14 protein-coding genes are annotated in these 16,763 nt (G+C 61.4%); 5 read left to right on the top strand and 9 right to left on the bottom strand.

What is annotated here, in order from left to right:
• Positions 1–8: 8 nt before the first annotated feature.
• The gene (locus DK389_RS35555) at positions 9–542 is read left to right on the top strand and encodes a methyltransferase domain-containing protein (protein WP_162560570.1); all 534 of its coding nucleotides are present in this window, start codon (positions 9–11) and stop codon (positions 540–542) included.
• Here DK389_RS35555 and asnB read toward each other — a convergent pair.
• The 9 genes from asnB to DK389_RS32205 all read right to left on the bottom strand — a co-directional run bounded on the left by asnB (position 488) and on the right by DK389_RS32205 (position 11,357).
• Positions 488–2,410: an asparagine synthase (glutamine-hydrolyzing) gene (asnB, locus tag DK389_RS08415; RefSeq protein WP_109888790.1), complete on the bottom strand. Its 1,923-nt coding sequence runs from the start codon at positions 2,408–2,410 to the stop codon at positions 488–490. The two genes, DK389_RS35555 and asnB, sit on opposite strands and share 55 nt — an antisense overlap.
• Entirely contained in the window at positions 2,410–2,892 is a 483-nt protein-coding gene (locus DK389_RS08410) for a glycosyltransferase (RefSeq protein ID WP_109888788.1), read from the bottom strand. Before DK389_RS08410 ends, asnB begins: the two co-directional genes overlap by 1 nt.
• Complete coding sequence (locus DK389_RS08405) at positions 2,889–4,127, bottom strand: O-antigen ligase family protein (RefSeq protein ID WP_162560569.1); 1,239 nt, start codon at positions 4,125–4,127, stop codon at positions 2,889–2,891. The genes DK389_RS08410 and DK389_RS08405 overlap by 4 nt, the downstream gene beginning before the upstream one ends.
• A 13-nt stretch (positions 4,128–4,140) precedes the next feature.
• Positions 4,141–5,220, bottom strand: a complete 1,080-nt coding sequence (locus DK389_RS08400) for a glycosyltransferase (protein WP_109888784.1) — start codon at positions 5,218–5,220, stop codon at positions 4,141–4,143.
• Positions 5,217–6,341, bottom strand: a complete 1,125-nt coding sequence (locus tag DK389_RS08395) for a glycosyltransferase family 4 protein (RefSeq protein ID WP_109888782.1) — start codon at positions 6,339–6,341, stop codon at positions 5,217–5,219. Before DK389_RS08395 ends, DK389_RS08400 begins: the two co-directional genes overlap by 4 nt.
• Before the next feature lie 3 nt (positions 6,342–6,344).
• A complete protein-coding gene (locus tag DK389_RS08390; RefSeq protein ID WP_109888780.1) occupies positions 6,345–7,682 on the bottom strand; it encodes an oligosaccharide flippase family protein in 1,338 nt (445 codons plus the stop codon).
• Positions 7,683–8,049: 367 nt separating this feature from the next.
• Positions 8,050–8,778: a sugar phosphate nucleotidyltransferase gene (locus DK389_RS08385; RefSeq protein ID WP_109888779.1), complete on the bottom strand. Its 729-nt coding sequence runs from the start codon at positions 8,776–8,778 to the stop codon at positions 8,050–8,052.
• 381 nt (positions 8,779–9,159) lie between these two features.
• Positions 9,160–10,002, bottom strand: a complete 843-nt coding sequence (locus tag DK389_RS08380; RefSeq protein ID WP_162560568.1) for a class I SAM-dependent methyltransferase — start codon at positions 10,000–10,002, stop codon at positions 9,160–9,162.
• A 269-nt stretch (positions 10,003–10,271) separates the two neighbouring features.
• The gene (locus tag DK389_RS32205; protein WP_162560567.1) at positions 10,272–11,357 is read right to left on the bottom strand and encodes a hypothetical protein; all 1,086 of its coding nucleotides are present in this window, start codon (positions 11,355–11,357) and stop codon (positions 10,272–10,274) included.
• 490 nt (positions 11,358–11,847) lie between these two features.
• On the opposite strand from DK389_RS32205, the gene DK389_RS08375 reads away from it, so the two are divergent.
• From DK389_RS08375 to DK389_RS08360, 4 genes are all read left to right on the top strand, one after another.
• Positions 11,848–12,633: a metallophosphoesterase family protein gene (locus DK389_RS08375; protein WP_162560566.1), complete on the top strand. Its 786-nt coding sequence runs from the start codon at positions 11,848–11,850 to the stop codon at positions 12,631–12,633.
• Entirely contained in the window at positions 12,624–13,613 is a 990-nt protein-coding gene (locus DK389_RS08370) for a CDP-diacylglycerol diphosphatase (RefSeq protein WP_236960744.1), read from the top strand. The genes DK389_RS08375 and DK389_RS08370 overlap by 10 nt, the downstream gene beginning before the upstream one ends.
• A 546-nt stretch (positions 13,614–14,159) precedes the next feature.
• Complete coding sequence (locus tag DK389_RS35100) at positions 14,160–15,929, top strand: right-handed parallel beta-helix repeat-containing protein (RefSeq protein WP_109888771.1); 1,770 nt, start codon at positions 14,160–14,162, stop codon at positions 15,927–15,929.
• A 510-nt stretch (positions 15,930–16,439) separates the two neighbouring features.
• On the top strand, positions 16,440–16,673 hold the full coding sequence (locus DK389_RS08360; protein ID WP_418292018.1) for a DUF6894 family protein: 234 nt from the start codon (positions 16,440–16,442) through the stop codon (positions 16,671–16,673).
• The last annotated feature ends 90 nt before the right edge of the window (positions 16,674–16,763 follow it).

Below are 16,763 nucleotides of genomic sequence, written 5' to 3'. Positions count from 1 at the left end.
ATATCCGTTTGCTCGTTGGTGTCGGCGAGGATCTACCATTTCCGAGCGAGTATTTCGACTTGGTCTTCTCGCGGGTCGCAATGCCCCACATGTTGCTGCCGAGAGCGGTTCCGGAGATCGCACGCGTTCACCGCGCCGGTGGTGAGCTCTGGTGCGTGCTGCATCCGCCTTGGATGCTGCTCGATCGAGTCTGGGACAAACTTAGAAGACTGGACTTGAAGGGGCTGGCCTACCGCCTGTCCATTGCACCGAACAGTGTCTTGCTGTGCGCCTTCGGCCGGCAGATGCGTGGGATGGGTCTGTGCGAGACGGTGCAGACCGAAGGCCGGATACGGCGAGTGATGGCGAACGCCGGACTGCGAAGCATTCCGGTCGAGCGATCGCGTTTCATGGCCGTCGGGGCGATCAAGATGTGCGGCCCCCCGGTTCCGCCCCGCGATCGGGGGACCTCCGTTGACGACGACCACCGTCCCGGAGACCCGCGCAATCAGGCGTGGCTGTCCAGCCAAGCTTCGAACATCAGCACGTCCCAGAGCAAGTAATGCCAGCGCCGGCGGCCTTGCTTGTGCTCGTTCCACAAGGCACGGATGGGTGCCGGGTCCAGGAAGCCTTCGCGGCGAAGGCGCTCCTCGGACAGAAGATCTTCCGCCCAGTCCCTCAGGGGGCCGCCGAGCCAATGCTCGATCGGGACGCCGAAGCCCATCTTGGGTCGCTCCACGAGCTCGCGAGGCACATAGCGATCCAGCAGCGACCTCAGCACACGCTTGCCCGTGTTGTCGCGCAATTTCCACTCGGGAGGGAGCTTCCAGGCCTCCTCGACCACCCGATGATCCAGGAATGGCACGCGCGCTTCCAGGCTGACCGCCATACTCGCCCGGTCGACTTTCACGAGAATGTCGTCCGGAAGGTAGGTCTGCATGTCGGTGAGCATCATCCTGTCGACCATCGTCGCGCCCGGCCCGCCGAGTTCCGCGGACGATCCGCCCATCTGCCGACGCGTGCCGATCACGACGGATTCGGGCTCGCGCCAGTGTGATACGAGGCTGCGGTAGTAGTCTCGCTCCGAGGCGACCCGCATCACCTGGGCCAGCTTCGGCAGCCGGTCGGCCAGATGCGTCACCTTGAGCCTCGCGGGCAGCACGCTTTCGGCCACGGCCGAGATCGGTCCCGGAAAGCGCGACATCGCTTCGGCCAATATGCGGCGGGCGGGCAGAGGCAGCCGAGAGAGCAGCCTCCAGGTCCGCAGCCCGTCCACGTAGCGTGTGTAGCCGCCGAACAGCTCGTCGCCGCCGTCGCCGGACAAGCTCACCGTGACGTGTTCCCGTGTCAGCTTCGAGAGCAGGAAGGTGGGGATCTGCGACGAGTCGGCGAACGGCTCGTCCCATATCGCGGGCAATTGCGGCACCAGAGCCAGGGCGTCCTCCGGTGTCACCGTCAGTTCCGTGTGATCCGTGCCCAGATGAGAGGCGACGGCGCGGGCATGTTCGGCCTCATTGTAGGCCGTCTCCGCGAAACCGACCGTGAAGGTGCGGACCGGGGAACCGCTCTGCGCCTGCATCAGCGCCGCGATCAGTGTCGAGTCGATGCCCCCCGACAGGAAGGCACCGAGGGGTACATCCGCGGCCATGCGGATCCGTACGGAACTCCGCAGAAGGTCGTGCAGCCGATGTTCGATATCCGCCGGGTGCTCATGCCGGATGGCCAATCCGGCCCGCGCCACCGAGGCGATGTCCCAATATGCGACGCTGGTCGGCAGGGGAGCGAGCGGGTCGGAGATCTCGACGAGATGCGCCGGGCTGAGTTTGAAGACGCCGCGATAGATCGATCGCGGGGCCGGCACGTAATTGTACTGCAGGAAACTGGCGACGGAATCGCGGTCGATCTCCGGGTGCCAGTCCGGATGGGCCCCGAAGGCCTTCAGTTCCGATCCGAAGAACAGGGTCGAGCCGCAGCGGCCGTAATAGAGCGGCTTCTCGCCCATGCGGTCGCGCGCGAGCGTGAGCGTGCGCGTCGACCGTCGCCAGATCGCCAGCGCGAACATCCCGTTCGTGCGCTCGAGGGCACCGCGGACTCCCCACAAGCCGAGCGCGGCCGCGAGTGTCTCCGTGTCCGAGTGACCGCGCCATCGCGGCGCCTGACCGCCCTGTTCCATCTCGCAACGGATGTCGAGATGATTGTAGATCTCGCCGTTGAAGGCGACGACGTAATCCCCGCATGGCGACGTCATCGGCTGAGCGCCGGCAGAGGACAGGTCCAGGATCGCGAGGCGCCGATGACCGACGGCGATGCCGGCAGCGGGATCGATCCAGCTGCCGGACCCATCGGGACCCCGATGCGCGATCCGAGCGGCCATCCGCTCGACGAGACCGCTCTCCGCGTTCGGTCCCCAATATCCAACGATACCGCACATCACGCGTTTCCTCGGTTGGGGATCAATGCCTCGTAGAGCGCCCCGTACGCGCTGACCACGTGGTCCAGAATGTAGTGATCGAAGATGCGGGCGCGGGCTGCCTCGCCGCGGCCCCTGCGGTCCCCGGCGAGACCCGCTGCGAGCATCGCGTCCACGAGCGCGACGGGATCCTCCCGGGGCACCATCCAGCCGGTTCCTCCGAGGATCTCGGCCGCATCTCCGACGTCCTTCGCAACGACAGGCACACCGGCCGCCATCGCTTCGCCGACGCAGTTGGGAAAGGCCTCCGCCTGCGACGAGAGCACATCGACATCGAACGCGTGCATCGATCGAACGGCATCGGCCCGATCTCCAAGCGCGACCAGCCGAACCAGCGCGCGCTCGGCGCCGCCGGTCACCAAGCTGGTGATCACGTGCAGAATGCGCCGCTTCGCGTCGGGACTGACGAAATCGGTGACGGGCCGCGCTGCTTCGGACTTCATGGCCAGGATCTCAGGCCTTCGGGCATGCCGGTCTCGCGAGATCCGACCGCGACGTGCCGGTGAACTTCCTCGCCCTCAGACGTGACGGCAAGCACCAGCACCAGCGCGAAGCCCGGCACGTCCAGCATATTGTGGGAGAAGAAGCTCGCGAATGCGAACAGGACGACAAGAAGGCGGGCGTTGCCCGTCGCCCCGGCCAGTGCCACGCCGAGGAGTGCACAATAGATTGCGAACCCGACCAGACCCATCTCGGCAAGGAACATCACGTACGTGTTGTGCGTGCTGACCTGAAAATCCCACTCGAAGGTGTATCCGAGCCCGCGACCCAGAATCGGAGCCGAGTAGAATGTCTGCAGCCCGCGCTCGAGGGCTGCCTGGCGCTCGAGAGCGGAGGCGTCATCGAGGTTGGCACCGTAGGCACCGAGCCGCACAACCGTATTGGGATCGAGGTACGCGGCCAGATTGGTCGTTGCCACGAAATCGTAGAGGCCGCCGGTGGCGTACAGCACGAACATGAAGGCCAGACACGCGCCGACCGCGCCGACGAAGATGAAGCGGCGGCGGCCCCCACCGAAATGACCCAACAACGCCTGCCCGCTCAGGCCGATGATGAGCATCATCCACGCGGCGCGCGAGAATGTCATGAATGCGCCGGGCGTGACGACTGCCCAGAGCAGGTAGTTCATCTGAATCCGGGATGGCGAGGTTGCAACGACCGCCAGCGCGACCAGCATGAAGCCCGTGTCGTTGGGATTGAGATAGAACCCGGCTCCCCGGCCAGGAACCGTCGAGAACGTCGGAACGAAGAAATCGAAGATCGCCATACCCGACCCGAACAGGGCCGCGACCAGACAGGCGAACCGAAGGGTCTCTGCCGCGCCTCGGCGACGAAACAAAGGCACGCACACAACCATGAAGGCGACCGGCTTCCACAGCGTCACGAGCCTCAGAATCGTGTTGTCGCTCTGACTGGAATACAGGTACGCCGCTGCGACCCAGACCACGTAGACGCCCAGCAGGATGATGAAGCGGGCCTGCGCGCGCGTCAGGGCAAACGAGTAGCCGTCGCCGGACGCCAAGTCCGTCACCGCGCAGGCGAACAGGATCGCGAGGCAGAGGACCTGCCCGTAGAGCGGAGGGATTCCGTAGGCCAAGTCGATGGCCTGATCGCAGAAGCTGACGAGATAGGCGAGCACGATGCCAACGATCAGATTGATCGGCTGAAGGGCGGTCATGCGGGCACGCCTCTCAAGCAGGAGAGCCATTGATCCGCAATCCGCGCGATGGCGTGCTGCTCTCGCGCGTCGATCGCGGCCGAAGCGGCACCGGGCCAAGCCTTGCCGAGCAACATGCGAAGGTCCGCCGCGAAGCGTGTCGCGTCGGTGTCGCGCGGAGCGAGGACGCCGTTGACACCCGGGCAACGAGGTTGCGTACACCCGTCAGGCAGTCGATCGCTGCGACCGGCACACCGCTCACGACGGCTTCCAAGAGGGCGTTCGGATATCCTTCGAATGACGACGTGAGTGCGAAGGCTTCAGCCTGTCCGAACCACTCCGCCATGTTGCCGATCTGACCCGGCATCGACACACGGTCCGCGATCCCGAGCCTCTTCGCCTCACCTTCGAGGAGGGCCCGCGACGGGCCCTCGCCGGCGATGACGAGGTGCCAGTCCCGCGTCACGTCACCCGCGCGCGCGAACGCTTCGAGAAGGAGGTCGAAGCGCTTCTCCGGCGACAATCGGCCGACCGACAGAAGCAGACGTCGGCCAGGAGGTACGATCGCCGAGGGCAGAACGACGGGCCTCGCCTCCGGGATCGGCCAGATCACCGGATTCGGTATCACAAAGCCGCGGGCGGATGGGAGCTGCTCGGCCAGCCACCGCGCCCCGTCATCGGTTTGCATGACGACGACGTCAGCAAAGCGGTAGAGGCCCCGTCGTGCGCATTCGTATGTCGGCGTGAGGGGGTAGGCAGGTGGGTAGGTTCGCTCGCTCACCACCAGGGGAATCGAAAGGCCGATCCGCGCCAGGATGGCAGCGACATTCACGTTGCTCAGGAACGAGATCGCTCCATCGAAGTCGCCGTCGAGCATGATCCGGCGCAACGCGAGCAATCGCCGGAGGCGGCCGCAGGTCGCCTCTCCAGGTCCTCCATCGAGCGAACGCAGCGTCACTTCGGGGCTCAGCGCGAATGCGGGTTCGACGTAACGACCATAGGTCGTGACTAGCGTGACGGAATGGCCCTCTGCCGCCCAGTGGTTCGCGAGCAGCGTCATGACGCGCTCGGCGCCGCCGCTGCCCAGCGTGCTCAGAAGCAGAAGAAGCTTCATCGGCGCACGTCCAGATCGGTGAACAGCGCTTCCCAGCGCGCCGCGATCGCCGCGATCTCGAATCTCCCGGCTCCTGCGATCGCGCGCGCCCTCAGGACGGCGCGCGCCGCAGGTTGATCCATCAAAGTCCCGAGTGACTCGGTCAGCGCGGAAAAGTCGTTCGGCGCAACCAGGATCCCGTCCTCATCGTGCGTCAAGATCGTCGACGGGCCCGTCGGGCAGTCGAACGCGACGCAGGGCGCGCCGCCACAGTAAGCTTCGAGAAGGGCGTTGGGAAAACCCTCGAAACTCGACGACAGGACGAACAGGTCGGCGCGCGCGATCCAGGGCTCGACGTTGGCGATGCGCCCCACGAGGTGAATGCGTTCCGCGCAGGCACTGGCAGCGCGGCACGCCTCAAGCCGCTCTCGCTCCTCACCCTGCCCGAGGATCACCAGATGCCAATCCGACCGGGTTCTGGCGAGCTCTCCGAAGGCGCGTATCAATTCGGCGAATTGCTTCTGCGGCGCCAGCCGTCCGATGGAGAGCAGCACGCGACTCTGCGGCGATAGCAGCGATGACGGCGGAACTTCCGGGCCGGCCCGTCCGCCCTGAAGGATCGGATTGTGGATGACTTCGACGCGCCGGGCGAAACTTTTGGAGCGGAGCCAATCGGCGGTTTGCTCCGTCTGGGCCACCACGGCGTCGAGGCGAGCGTAAGCCAGGGGACGGGCCATCCGCCAGAGGGAGGACATGTCTGAGAACGGAGGATAGATGCGCTCCGTGCCGATCCGGATCGCGCCGCGGGGCGCGTCAGCCAATGCGAGGAGAATCGACGGCGTGCTCATCATGCCGATCACGACATCCGGACGTCGTGATCGCACCACCGAGCCGATGGCGCCGATGCGCCGCTGGTTGGCGACCAAGCCTGCGACAAACGACGACGAGCGCGTATTCAAGCCCAGCGGTTCGATCGACACTCTGCTGTCGACCACGTAAGCCCGTCCGTCGCTCTCATCGGCGGCACCCAGAAGGACAATCGTAACCTCGTGTCGCGCGTCGACCCAATGGTTGGCCAACGCCACGGTCACACGCTCCGCGCCTCCTCCAGCCAGCGAATAGATAATGAACATGATCCGCATGCGTCACAGCTCGAAGAAGCGCCGCGCGTAGAGGCGCATGAGCAAGTGGTAGGCCGCTACACTCAGTGCAGTCGCCACGGAAACACCGATGACACCGAAATTGAGACCCAACAGCATTGCGGTGCCGATATTAAGGATGGCTGTCAGCCAAGTAATTTGCGACAGCGCCTTCTCGTGCCCTGTCATGGATAGAAGCATGCCGATCGGACCACAGGCCGCGTTGACGAGATAGCCTACAGAGATGATGACAAGAACCGGCTGTGCGACAGCGTAGGCCCTGCCAAACAACAAAGCCAATATTTCGTCGCCAACGAGGGCAAATAAGATGACGATCAGCAGATTAAATACAAACGTTATGGCTTGTATAGCCCTGAATATCTGCCGGACCCGGGCCGAATCCCCATCCAAGTGGAATTTCGCTATATATGGCGATGCGACGTTCTGAATGACCTGAAGCGCGAAAGTACTTACGATCGCGCTCTGCGTTCCGATCCGGTAGAGGGCAACATCCGTCGATGATCCGATGATCCCCACGACGACCGTGTCGATCTGCGCGTTCAGCAGCAAAGCGATATTGGCGATCAGAAAGGGCAATCCGGCGCGTCCGAGCGCCAGCATGCTTGATCGAGAACGACGTTCGGAACGCGCTCGCGCTGGCGACCCGCGCTTCAGCCAAACCGCCGCACAGAGGGCCGCCGAGGCGTTCGCTGCGATCTGAAAGGCGAGAGCGTTCTCGGCTGTCGGTTGTGCAAATTGAAGGCTCAGGATGGTCGCGCCACCGAGCATGACGACAGGTGCAATGACGAACTCGACGACCTGGGCTCGGACAAGCTCGCGCTTGCCGATGAGCGCAGCTGCTAGGATGCGGGACAGCGTACCCAGCGGGAGGAGGATAGTGATCGTCAACAGGGCCACGCGCTCACTGCCCCGGTCGAAGAACAGCGGGACGTTCAGCACCAGACCGATGAGGGCGGCGACAGAGAGGCTGCTCGTCATGGCGAGAAGAACAGCGTCGCGGATGACGGGACTCTGATCGGTGCTGGCAGTTCCTGGATCCGCGCGAGCGACCTCGCGCACGAGAAGCGTGGGCAGGCCGAGTTCAACGAAGGTTCTGATGGCCAGTGCGGACGCGATAACCAAGCTGTAGATGCCGAACTGATCCATACCGAGCGACCGCGCGAGCAGCGCTGTCGCGATCAGTGCAATCACCCGATTGGCAGCCGACAAGATCAGTCCCGACGTCGAGCCACTGATGAGCGCCCGCGCAGTGTCGCTTCGGGAGCGCCACAGGTGCAGGAGACCTGACGCCATCATTGCCGGTCTGCCGATCAAGGTGCGCATAGTCCTGAAGGAGCAGAGAGCGGCCTGCCTTCGAGGGAGACCGCACCGGAAGCGAATCCGGGAGACGTCTTGCTCCTAATGCCAGCTTTTCGAGTTCCCCCCCTCAGTGAGAGAGCTTTCATCGATGAAGCAGAATGCGCAGCTCGGGCTTTTCCGTGCGTCCATACATCCGAGACTGCGCAAGCTTCGACGCGAGATTTCGTCCCGGTTGAGACGCGTGTGATAACTCCCGAGATCGCGGTGTCCCTCAAAACAGATTGCATGATGCCATGTGCGGGTGGCATGAGTTCGATCTTTCCAATTGCCATAGTACAGACGGCGCGTTTCATCAGTTACAGACTGGACACGAAGCTTTCCTGTGCGACGTCTACTTGAGCTGGATCCAAAATGTTTCCTTGAGGGGGAGTGGCTTAACCCATGGTAGAGCCTGGGCATCCCGAAAATCATCGAGGCGTCCGATGTCGAGCCAGAAGCCGTCATGACGAAACGAGCAGACATGCGCCTGATGAGCGAGAAGCCGAAGGACCAAGTCGTCGAAACCGAAGGGCATCTCGCGCGGAACGTGTCTGATCACGTCAGGGTTCAGACAGTACACGCCCATACTGACAGAGTGCGTGAGGGATGGCTTTTCGCGAAAGCTCTCGATCCAGGTATTGGGCGCGCCGTCCAAGACCCCGTAGTCGAGTTTCGTCTGGCGCGCGACGGTCGCGATCGTGACGGCCGCATCCATCTCATGGTGGAAGGCGATCATACGTTCGAGATTCAGATCCGTGAGGATGTCGCCGTTCAATACGATGAAGGGCTCATCCAGAACCTCGCGCAACAACGACAAGGAGCCGATCGTGCCGAGCGGTCCGGCCTCTTCGGTGTACGTGATGTCGACACCCCATTTCGACCCATCGCCGAAGAATGTCTTGATCAAACAACCCAGGTATCCGGTGGTGATGATGATCTCGGAGATACCGTTCCGGCGGACCCAGCCGATCAGGAGTTCCAGCACCGGTTGGGAACCAACCGGCATCAAAGGCTTCGGAAGCACCATGGCGTACGGCATGAGGCGGCTGCCGAATCCTCCGCACTGGATCACCGCTTTCATGAACCGGTCCCACCCATGCGACGGAACAGCAGAGTGCTCTTCTCTGCCAGTTACGTCCAAGGCAGGAAAATCACCATAACCCAACGGTATGGTAACAAAGTATTAAGCCTAAATTCCAGCAATTATCGAGTCTCGGCAGGGCGATTTGTCCGATTCTTGCGGATATAAATTAGTATTGAGTAATCATAACACTTTAGATTGCCGCGCTTGCGAAATGTTACAGTCTAAGCGTCCTCACGAACGGCAAATTTCTCGAGCTTAACGTAGCAATATTTCCTATTTCAGATATGCAGACAGTCCCAGCGAGGCCTTTGATTGCCTGGAACCGCAGAGAAGTTGGGCTGTATGAGGAGCATAGTATTTGCGAGCAGTACAGCTATATCACGTCCGTCGGAACAGGTATTCGTCACACCCCGAGGCAAGAAGGCCGTGGCGTTTGCCAGGGGCAAGATTCTGACGCACGAGCTCAAAGCCAAGATCGGAAACGAACGATCGGATCTCTTCAGGCGTCGCGGACTCGTATGGGTAGCCGCCGAGCCAATCGTGGACATCGTGGCCCTTGTCCATGCCGCGAGCGTTGTACTGCTTCGCGAGCGTGAAGGGATTGCGTCGCGTGGCCAGTGCAGTAATGGTGAAGTGCCACACGCTATAGATTGCTCGAATACAGGCTTGCACGAAGCCGGGGGCATGCGCGTAGAAGGCTTTCTCAGCACGCCAAAAGCCGCACAGGGAGGTCTTTGCGTAAATCGCGATGGCGAACAATCCGCCGGGCTTGACGCGCATCGCTGCTTCGCGAATGGCGCGCCACATGTCGCCGGTGTGGTGAAGCACGCCCCAGCTATAGACGACATCGTACTGATTTTGAGGAAGATCGAAAACGCTGACGACTCTGGCTGTCCAATCAACGTTTGAATCAAGCAACCTTGCCTGCAACAAGGATCTGGTAGCTGCCGTGGAATTTTCGTCGATGTCAGTCGCCATGATCGACGCGACGCCCAGTCGAGCGGCAGCGAGCGATGACAGGCCCGATCCGCTTCCAATGTCGAGGAACGACTTGTTAGCCAAATCGCCGCGTCCGAGCAGGCGTAGCAGGTCTGTTTCAGCCGCGGCTATGCGCTGGTCGTCGATCAACTTGACGAAAGACTGCCAGTTTTCACCGAACGCGAAATGCGTTTCCGCATTAAGCAAGTGACTCATCATTCCCTCGCCAGCGGCCAGCTTCACGCAAATCCCGATTCGGGCGCAGAATAATCCATCCCCAGACGCTTCATAGGTGCATCCCTACGTGAGTTTGCCGGCGTACCCTCGAGCTTCGACCAAGTGCCCAGAACGCGAGAGGGGATGTGCGCTCGATGCTGGCCCCGCAAGCTGCGCCCAGGTGTCCTATAGGCGGCAACGGCCGGTGCCGGCTGACGGCTGGGTGCGTGGACTTGTCTCCGCAAAGCCGATCTCGATCGTCAAAAGGCGATGTGAATTTCGAAGATGCAATCCTTTTACACAGGTTCTGTATCAAACACGGCCTCAATTTTTCGGCCCCCGATTCCAGTCCCGCTCGCGGTCACATTTCGCCACTGCGACGGAGAGGACTTGACCGGTTGGTCGTCGCGCGGATCGTAGATTGTGAAGGCAGCGTCGCGTCCCCCGACCAGATCCACAGCTTGCGGATCGACCACGAGATCCACGGCAACATCCTGCACAAGCCCCACGACGCCGGAAGGAGGGCTTTGCACGAAATGGATGAGAGTGCCCCATTTCAGTTCACCGGCGATGCGCGCACGTATCCGTATATTCGAAGTGTCACGTTTATACCTATGCACGACGATACAGCCGTCGGAGCCAACACCATTGCTGTCGCCACGGATCGAAAGATCGGCGCGATGACCCGTCACTCCATAGCAAAAATATGCCCGGCGGCAATTGGAAGCTTCCATCGTACAACTGACGTTGTCAGCGTTCTCTTGAAAGCAGGCGCCATAATAGCAGTCGTTCGCCACGACATCATTGAGAGCGATCCCGCTGACCCTGCCGCGCGGACTCGTCCCACTGCAGATGCAAAGGGCGACTGTTGAATCCGCTTTGAGCTTCGTCATCGCGATGTCGGTGGACGGACCTGAATCCCCATTGAGGTAGATCAGGACCGCACCTTGCCAATCAATTCGCGGTCGAAATCCGAAGTCTCGAAGCTGCAGATCGGAAATACGAATACGCTGGGAGTTCTGCACGAGGAAGATCGAAGTGATGCCGGTAACCGTCTCGCACGACAGTCGCGCATTGTTTCCAACGATCGACACGCCGTTCGCGCGGTTCAAGAGGAACGGCGGGGCATCGGGATGAACCGGCCCTAGCTTGTACGTCTTGTTCGCGCCGAAAACGAAATTTCCTCCGCCACGCTGGTCCCAAGCCGCGAACGCCTTCTGTAGAACCTGTCGATCGGGCATGTATTCGCGGCGAAAACTTTCGACCTCGACATCACGTTGAAGGGACAGGGGCGTTTCCCCGGCACGCACCGCGAATGGTGCGCCGAAAACGAGCGCACAGACCTCGCGGCGGAGCAAAGCGGGGCGATACGGTCTACTCATCGAGCGTCACGCGTCGGTCGGGAATTCGAGCATAAGCTTGCGTTGTCTCTCTGGCTATGGAGTGTCGGCGGGAGTACCCTCCGTAGCGTTCGCCGGGCCGAGGTCAGATTGATCCCTTTGATCGCAGACAAATGTCGACAGGGCGGATCAGGGCGTGTCCTTTCGGCGAAACTCGAGCCGAAGATCATCAGGATCGTGTGGCTCGGTGCCCATGGAAGTCTTTCGATCGGCCTTCCTTGACCCTCATACGCTCACATCGAGGATCGATCCCGGATTCGCCACGATGGGCGAGACAACACTTCCGGGACGGACGGATATCGGCGACCATGGATCGCGAAGCGTCGACGAAGCGCACACGGTTACGTAAGGTTCCAAGACACGCGGGGTCAGGACAGCTCTTTCGGCGTCGACAGGTTTGGCTGCACGACCAATGGAGAGGGGGGCACGGTCTTGAGCGACATGCCCGCGCTTCGAACGGAGAGAGGCATTGGTGGCGGGTCTCCGTGCAAGATGGTTCCAAAGACGCGCTCGCGAGCAATGCCGCTCCGTTCCAGACAAATGCCGGGTCTATGTGATCGGTGATATCCACGGCTGTGCAGAACTGCTCAGCCGGATTTTAAACTTCATCACGGCGGATCTCAAGGATCGCCCGATTGAGGAACCGTGGGTCGTTCTGCTCGGCGATTATGTCGACCGCGGGCTCGGGAGCCGCGTGGTCCTCGACATTCTCACGACGGCCCCCCTTCCAGCACGTTGCATTCCTCTTCGTGGCAATCACGAGCAGATGTTGCTCGATTTTCTTGTCGAACCCCATCGAGGGATCGACTGGATCCGAAACGGCGGTCTCGAAACACTGCATTCCTATGGCATCGATGTCCGCCCTCTCCACTCTTGGGGCGGATACGCTGAGATTGCAGCGGCCCTACGCGCGAGGCTGCCGCCTCTCCATTTGGGATTTCTTGAGCGCACGATGCCACGTTGCGAGATCGGGGATTATTTCTTTTGTCACGCGGGCGTTCGTCCCGGCGTGCCGCTCAAGGAACAATCCGACGTCGATCTGCTGTGGATCAGAGATCCGTTTCTCTCAGCGAAATGTGATTTTGGAAAAATGATCGTTCATGGTCATACTCCCGTCGATCAACCCTCAGTTCTTCACAATCGGATCAATATCGATACCGGAGCTTATATCTCCGGAAAGCTCACCTGCCTCATCCTCGAAGATTCTCGAACGACGTTCGTCAGCACAAATTCTTCCCGCCGAGATGCATGGCCCTGAAATCTGGCCGGATCGAACGATGCGCCGATACGCCTGTCGGGTGGTCGCTTTGCGAGCGGGCCGAACGCCGCGAGCTCGCAGGACGCCACGAAGAATTGCGGCGTCCTTCGATCCATCGCGAGCCTTTTTGGCTCTGTACCGTCCGGCATGAGGGCAAAATGTCTGTGTGCGAACTGCACCGCATCGAAGGCCGGGGATACAGACTTTTGCGAGGACGTTCGATGCGCCGCCTGGTCGTGCTAGCCATGCTGCTCAGCGCCGTCGCGACCCCAGTCGCCGCTGAGGCGGGGCGGCAGGTTCTTTGGGTTGCCATACAGGCCTGCGTTCTCGCCAAGCGTACCACCGGCCGCCCATTCCCTTGTCTTGCAGTCGATCTCGGCACGGACGACAGGCCGGGCACGGCCGTGCTTCGAGCCCCGGGACAGCCGACTCACACGGTTGTCGTGCCGACGAGCCACATCGTCGGGCTTGAGGCTCCCGAGCTGCAGCATGAGGAGGGCAAGGCTTACTGGCGCGCGGCGCTAGCGGCGCGGCACCATGTGTCGGATGCTCTCAAAGGCTCCGAGTCGCCGGGGGACATTGCCCTAGCAGTGAATTCAAGGGGCGGCCGTAGCCAGGATCAGCTGCACATCCACCTCGACTGCGTGAGGCCGAGCGTGCGCGCGGCGTTGCGTGTGTATGCCCGTGGCATCCACCGGACTTGGGCTGCGATGCCGATCGCCCTTCAGGGCACCCGCTTTTTCGCCATGAGGATCGAGCCGGACGAACTCGAGAGTATCAACCCGTTCGCTGCCATTGCCCAGCTCCCCGGGCGTCGTCCCGACCTCGCTCAAACGAGCTTCGCCGCGATCAATGTATCCGGCGACGATCTGCCCGCATCTCTCATCTTGCTGGCCTACCGCGCCAAGGATGCGCACGCGGAGAAATTGCTCGACCACGCCTGCTCCGGCGCTGCCAAGCCAGCCGCAGCCATCCCCTGAAGCTCCGCAAGGCGGGCGACGGATCCGGCGCCACGGGTGCACAGACTGGCGTACTGCCAAGCATGATTCGGCGGGCCATCACCTGCCTATCTCGCACCCTCGTCCCGGCACGAGCATGGGAATGTAGGCCTTGTGGTGATCCGTCCTGAACTTGCCGCTTAGGTACGTATCGATACGGTTTATTGCATAGATAATAGCAAACCGTACAGTTTCATGCATAAAAACTGTACGGTATCTCGCAAAATTCCGGCACGCGCCACATTGTAGCCCGATTCAACCTCTGTATCGAAACGCATAGCTTCGCCGCGATGGAAATCGATTTCAGGCAGATTTTCCTGAGCTGAGCTTAGGTTAGAGCCGGCGTACGACCGATAAAAAGTCCTGGCATCTACTGTATATCGGTCATTCAGTTTTAGCCGAATACATCATAGTGCGCGTATATTATTCGTCTTTACGGCGATGCGATTGTTCGCGCGCAATCTGTACATATTCTATGTCGCTATATAAATATTTGCGACTAAGAACTTGTCGACAGAAGGAAATCTGATGACGATTTACTATGTATCTCCTACCGGAGCGAACGGCGCGTCTGGAACGATCAACGATCCGCTTGCGACGCTTCAAGCAGCACATGATCAGGCGAAACCCGGCGATACGATCTACCTGCGCGGAGGCACATACCAGTTGAAATCAGGTATTCACCTGACGAATGACGGCACCGCCGACAAGCCGATCACGATCGAAAATTATCAGCAAGAAGATGTCATCATCAATGCCGGATCCGCTTCCGGATACGCTTTCACCTTGGATGGCGCCTCGTACAATCACATCAAGGGCCTGGAAATCGCGAATGGTGGCGAAGGTGGCGTGCTCCTCACCGGCGCATCGAACAACAACGTGCTCGAGCAACTGGATGTTCACGGGAGTGGCTGGTCATCTGAGTGGGATGGAAAAGGTTTCAATGTATTCGGCTCGAGCGCGAACAACCTTCTCCTCAACAACGATTCTCACGACAACCATGATCTGAGGGGCGATAACGCGGACGGCTTCCAGATCGCCACGACGGGTACGGGCAACGTGCTGCAGGGCAACCGCGCCTGGAACAATTCCGACGACGGTTTCGACCTGTTCAATGTGCAGGATGGGACCAAGGTCGGCGCTGTCACCCTCGACGACAATCTCGCTTGGCACAATGGATACAGCGCGAGCGGGGCGCACACTGGCAATGGCAGCGGGTTCAAGCTGGGCGGCACGCGCCCCGGAGCGGGCGGCGACTCCGGTGGCCACACCGTCACGAATAACGTGGCCTGGGACAACGCCGGCACCGGTTTCGATGAGAACTCGGCAAGCAAGCCTCTGAAGCTTTCCAACAACACCGCGTATGACAACGGCACGAACTATTATTTTGAGAACAGCGGCAATGTCCTAAGTGACAACCTCTCTGCCGGGACCGGCAACGTCTCGGTGGCTGGAACGGAGAACCACAACTCCTGGAACATGACGCAATCCGTCGGCGCCTCCGCCTTCGTCTCCGTCGATGCGAGTGCGATGACCGGCGAGCGCGGTTCCGATGGCGCGCTCCCGGCCTCTGATTTCCTCAAGTTGTCGAGCGGCAGTCAGCTCGCCGGCACTGGCGCGGATATGGGGGCCCACACAGGCGGCGCAGCTTCGAGCGGCGGTGCGCCGGCCCCGAGCGAGGACTCGGCTTCGCCGCTGCCGACTCCGACCCCGGTGCCGAATCCGGCACCGACTCCGGTGCCGGCGACGCCGGGCACGCCGATCGTGGAGACGGGCGCGGCCAGCGGTTCGGGTACGCACTCAGACGGGGCCGACGCTGGGTCCGGTGATCCCGCGACCTCCGCTCCGGTCACCACTCCGTCGAACGAGACGTCCAACTCCGGCGCGGACGGTGAGACCGGTACGGGAACTCCGGTTCCTCAGGCCACGACGCCCACGTCGCCGGAGAGCACGACACCCACTTCGCCAGGGGGCACGTCGACCGGATCGACGGAGAACGATGGCACCGTGACCGCGCCCGCAGGTGGACATCACGGCAACGGTCATTATTGGGGCTCGCACGGCTTCGAGTTCGACCCGGCCACCCTTGCTCAGGTCGGCAATACCGCGCGGGCCGTGCTCGATCATTGGATGGATCAATGGGGCCGGGATCGCGGCGGCAGCGATTCCGACGGAGGTCACGGACATTGCGGTGGCGCCAATGCGGCGGCCGGCACCGATGTCGCAGCCATCCAGACCGATGCGGCGAGCCACACGAACAGCCTCTGGCATCACGAGTCAGGTTGGCACTTCGCCTGATCCAGCCGACGGCCGGATAGACGGCATCATCAGCACAGCGGGCAGGCGCCATCGGCGCCTGCCCGCACGCGTTCCGCGCACCTTGCTCCGGTGGCTGTCCAGGTGAAATGCCGATACCGTTCCCGGGTGGGACTGGCGCCCATTCACTCGAATACTGATCCTCTGCTTCAGGGATGTCTTCGATCGGGACGAGGCACTGCCGCAGCCGTTGTGCCACGACTTGGAAGGTCGGTGCAGCCGACTTGGCGACCGGGTCGCGCGAGAGGCCACGGCTGCTTCATCGACTGGGATGCTCGCCGAGCCTCCTCCGCAGGTGCGCGGGCCGCCTCTTCGGGAGTTGCATAGTTCGAATGCGCACGCGATCACCCCGTCGCGATCCGGTAGCCCTTTTTTGCTCGCCCGATACGCCACAAAATCTGCGTCAACTCATTTACATCAACAGAACAATAGACATGAATTGGAATCAACAGAAACAATAATTGTTAGATTTTCGTCCGATTACCTAAACATATGTTGCAAGATCATATGCCGCAGCGATACTATTTCCGCTTAGTCAGCGCTGAAGGCTCCGTGGAGGATCCCACGGGAGTGATGGCTGCCAACCTGAGCCAAGCGCAGGTCAATGCGTTGGCCGCGATCGCTGAACTTCGGGCTGCCGGTGAACTGACGGAGCGGTCGGGTTCGTGGACCCTGGAGATCAGAGATCATCAGGGCACGCTGCTGCGCTGCCTGCGCCTCGATTGAGATTGCGGGCGGCGCGCGGACATACGCTTCCCGTTACGTATGAATGCGCCCCTCGCGCGCACAGTCCGCGTGAGCAAGGGTGCGTTGCAA

The sequence above is a fragment of the Methylobacterium durans genome (assembly GCF_003173715.1).
GTDB classification, from domain to species: Bacteria; Pseudomonadota; Alphaproteobacteria; order Rhizobiales; family Beijerinckiaceae; genus Methylobacterium; species Methylobacterium durans.
The sequence above is the reverse complement of the archived record's forward strand: the minus strand, read 5'-3'. Positions and strand labels throughout refer to the sequence as shown.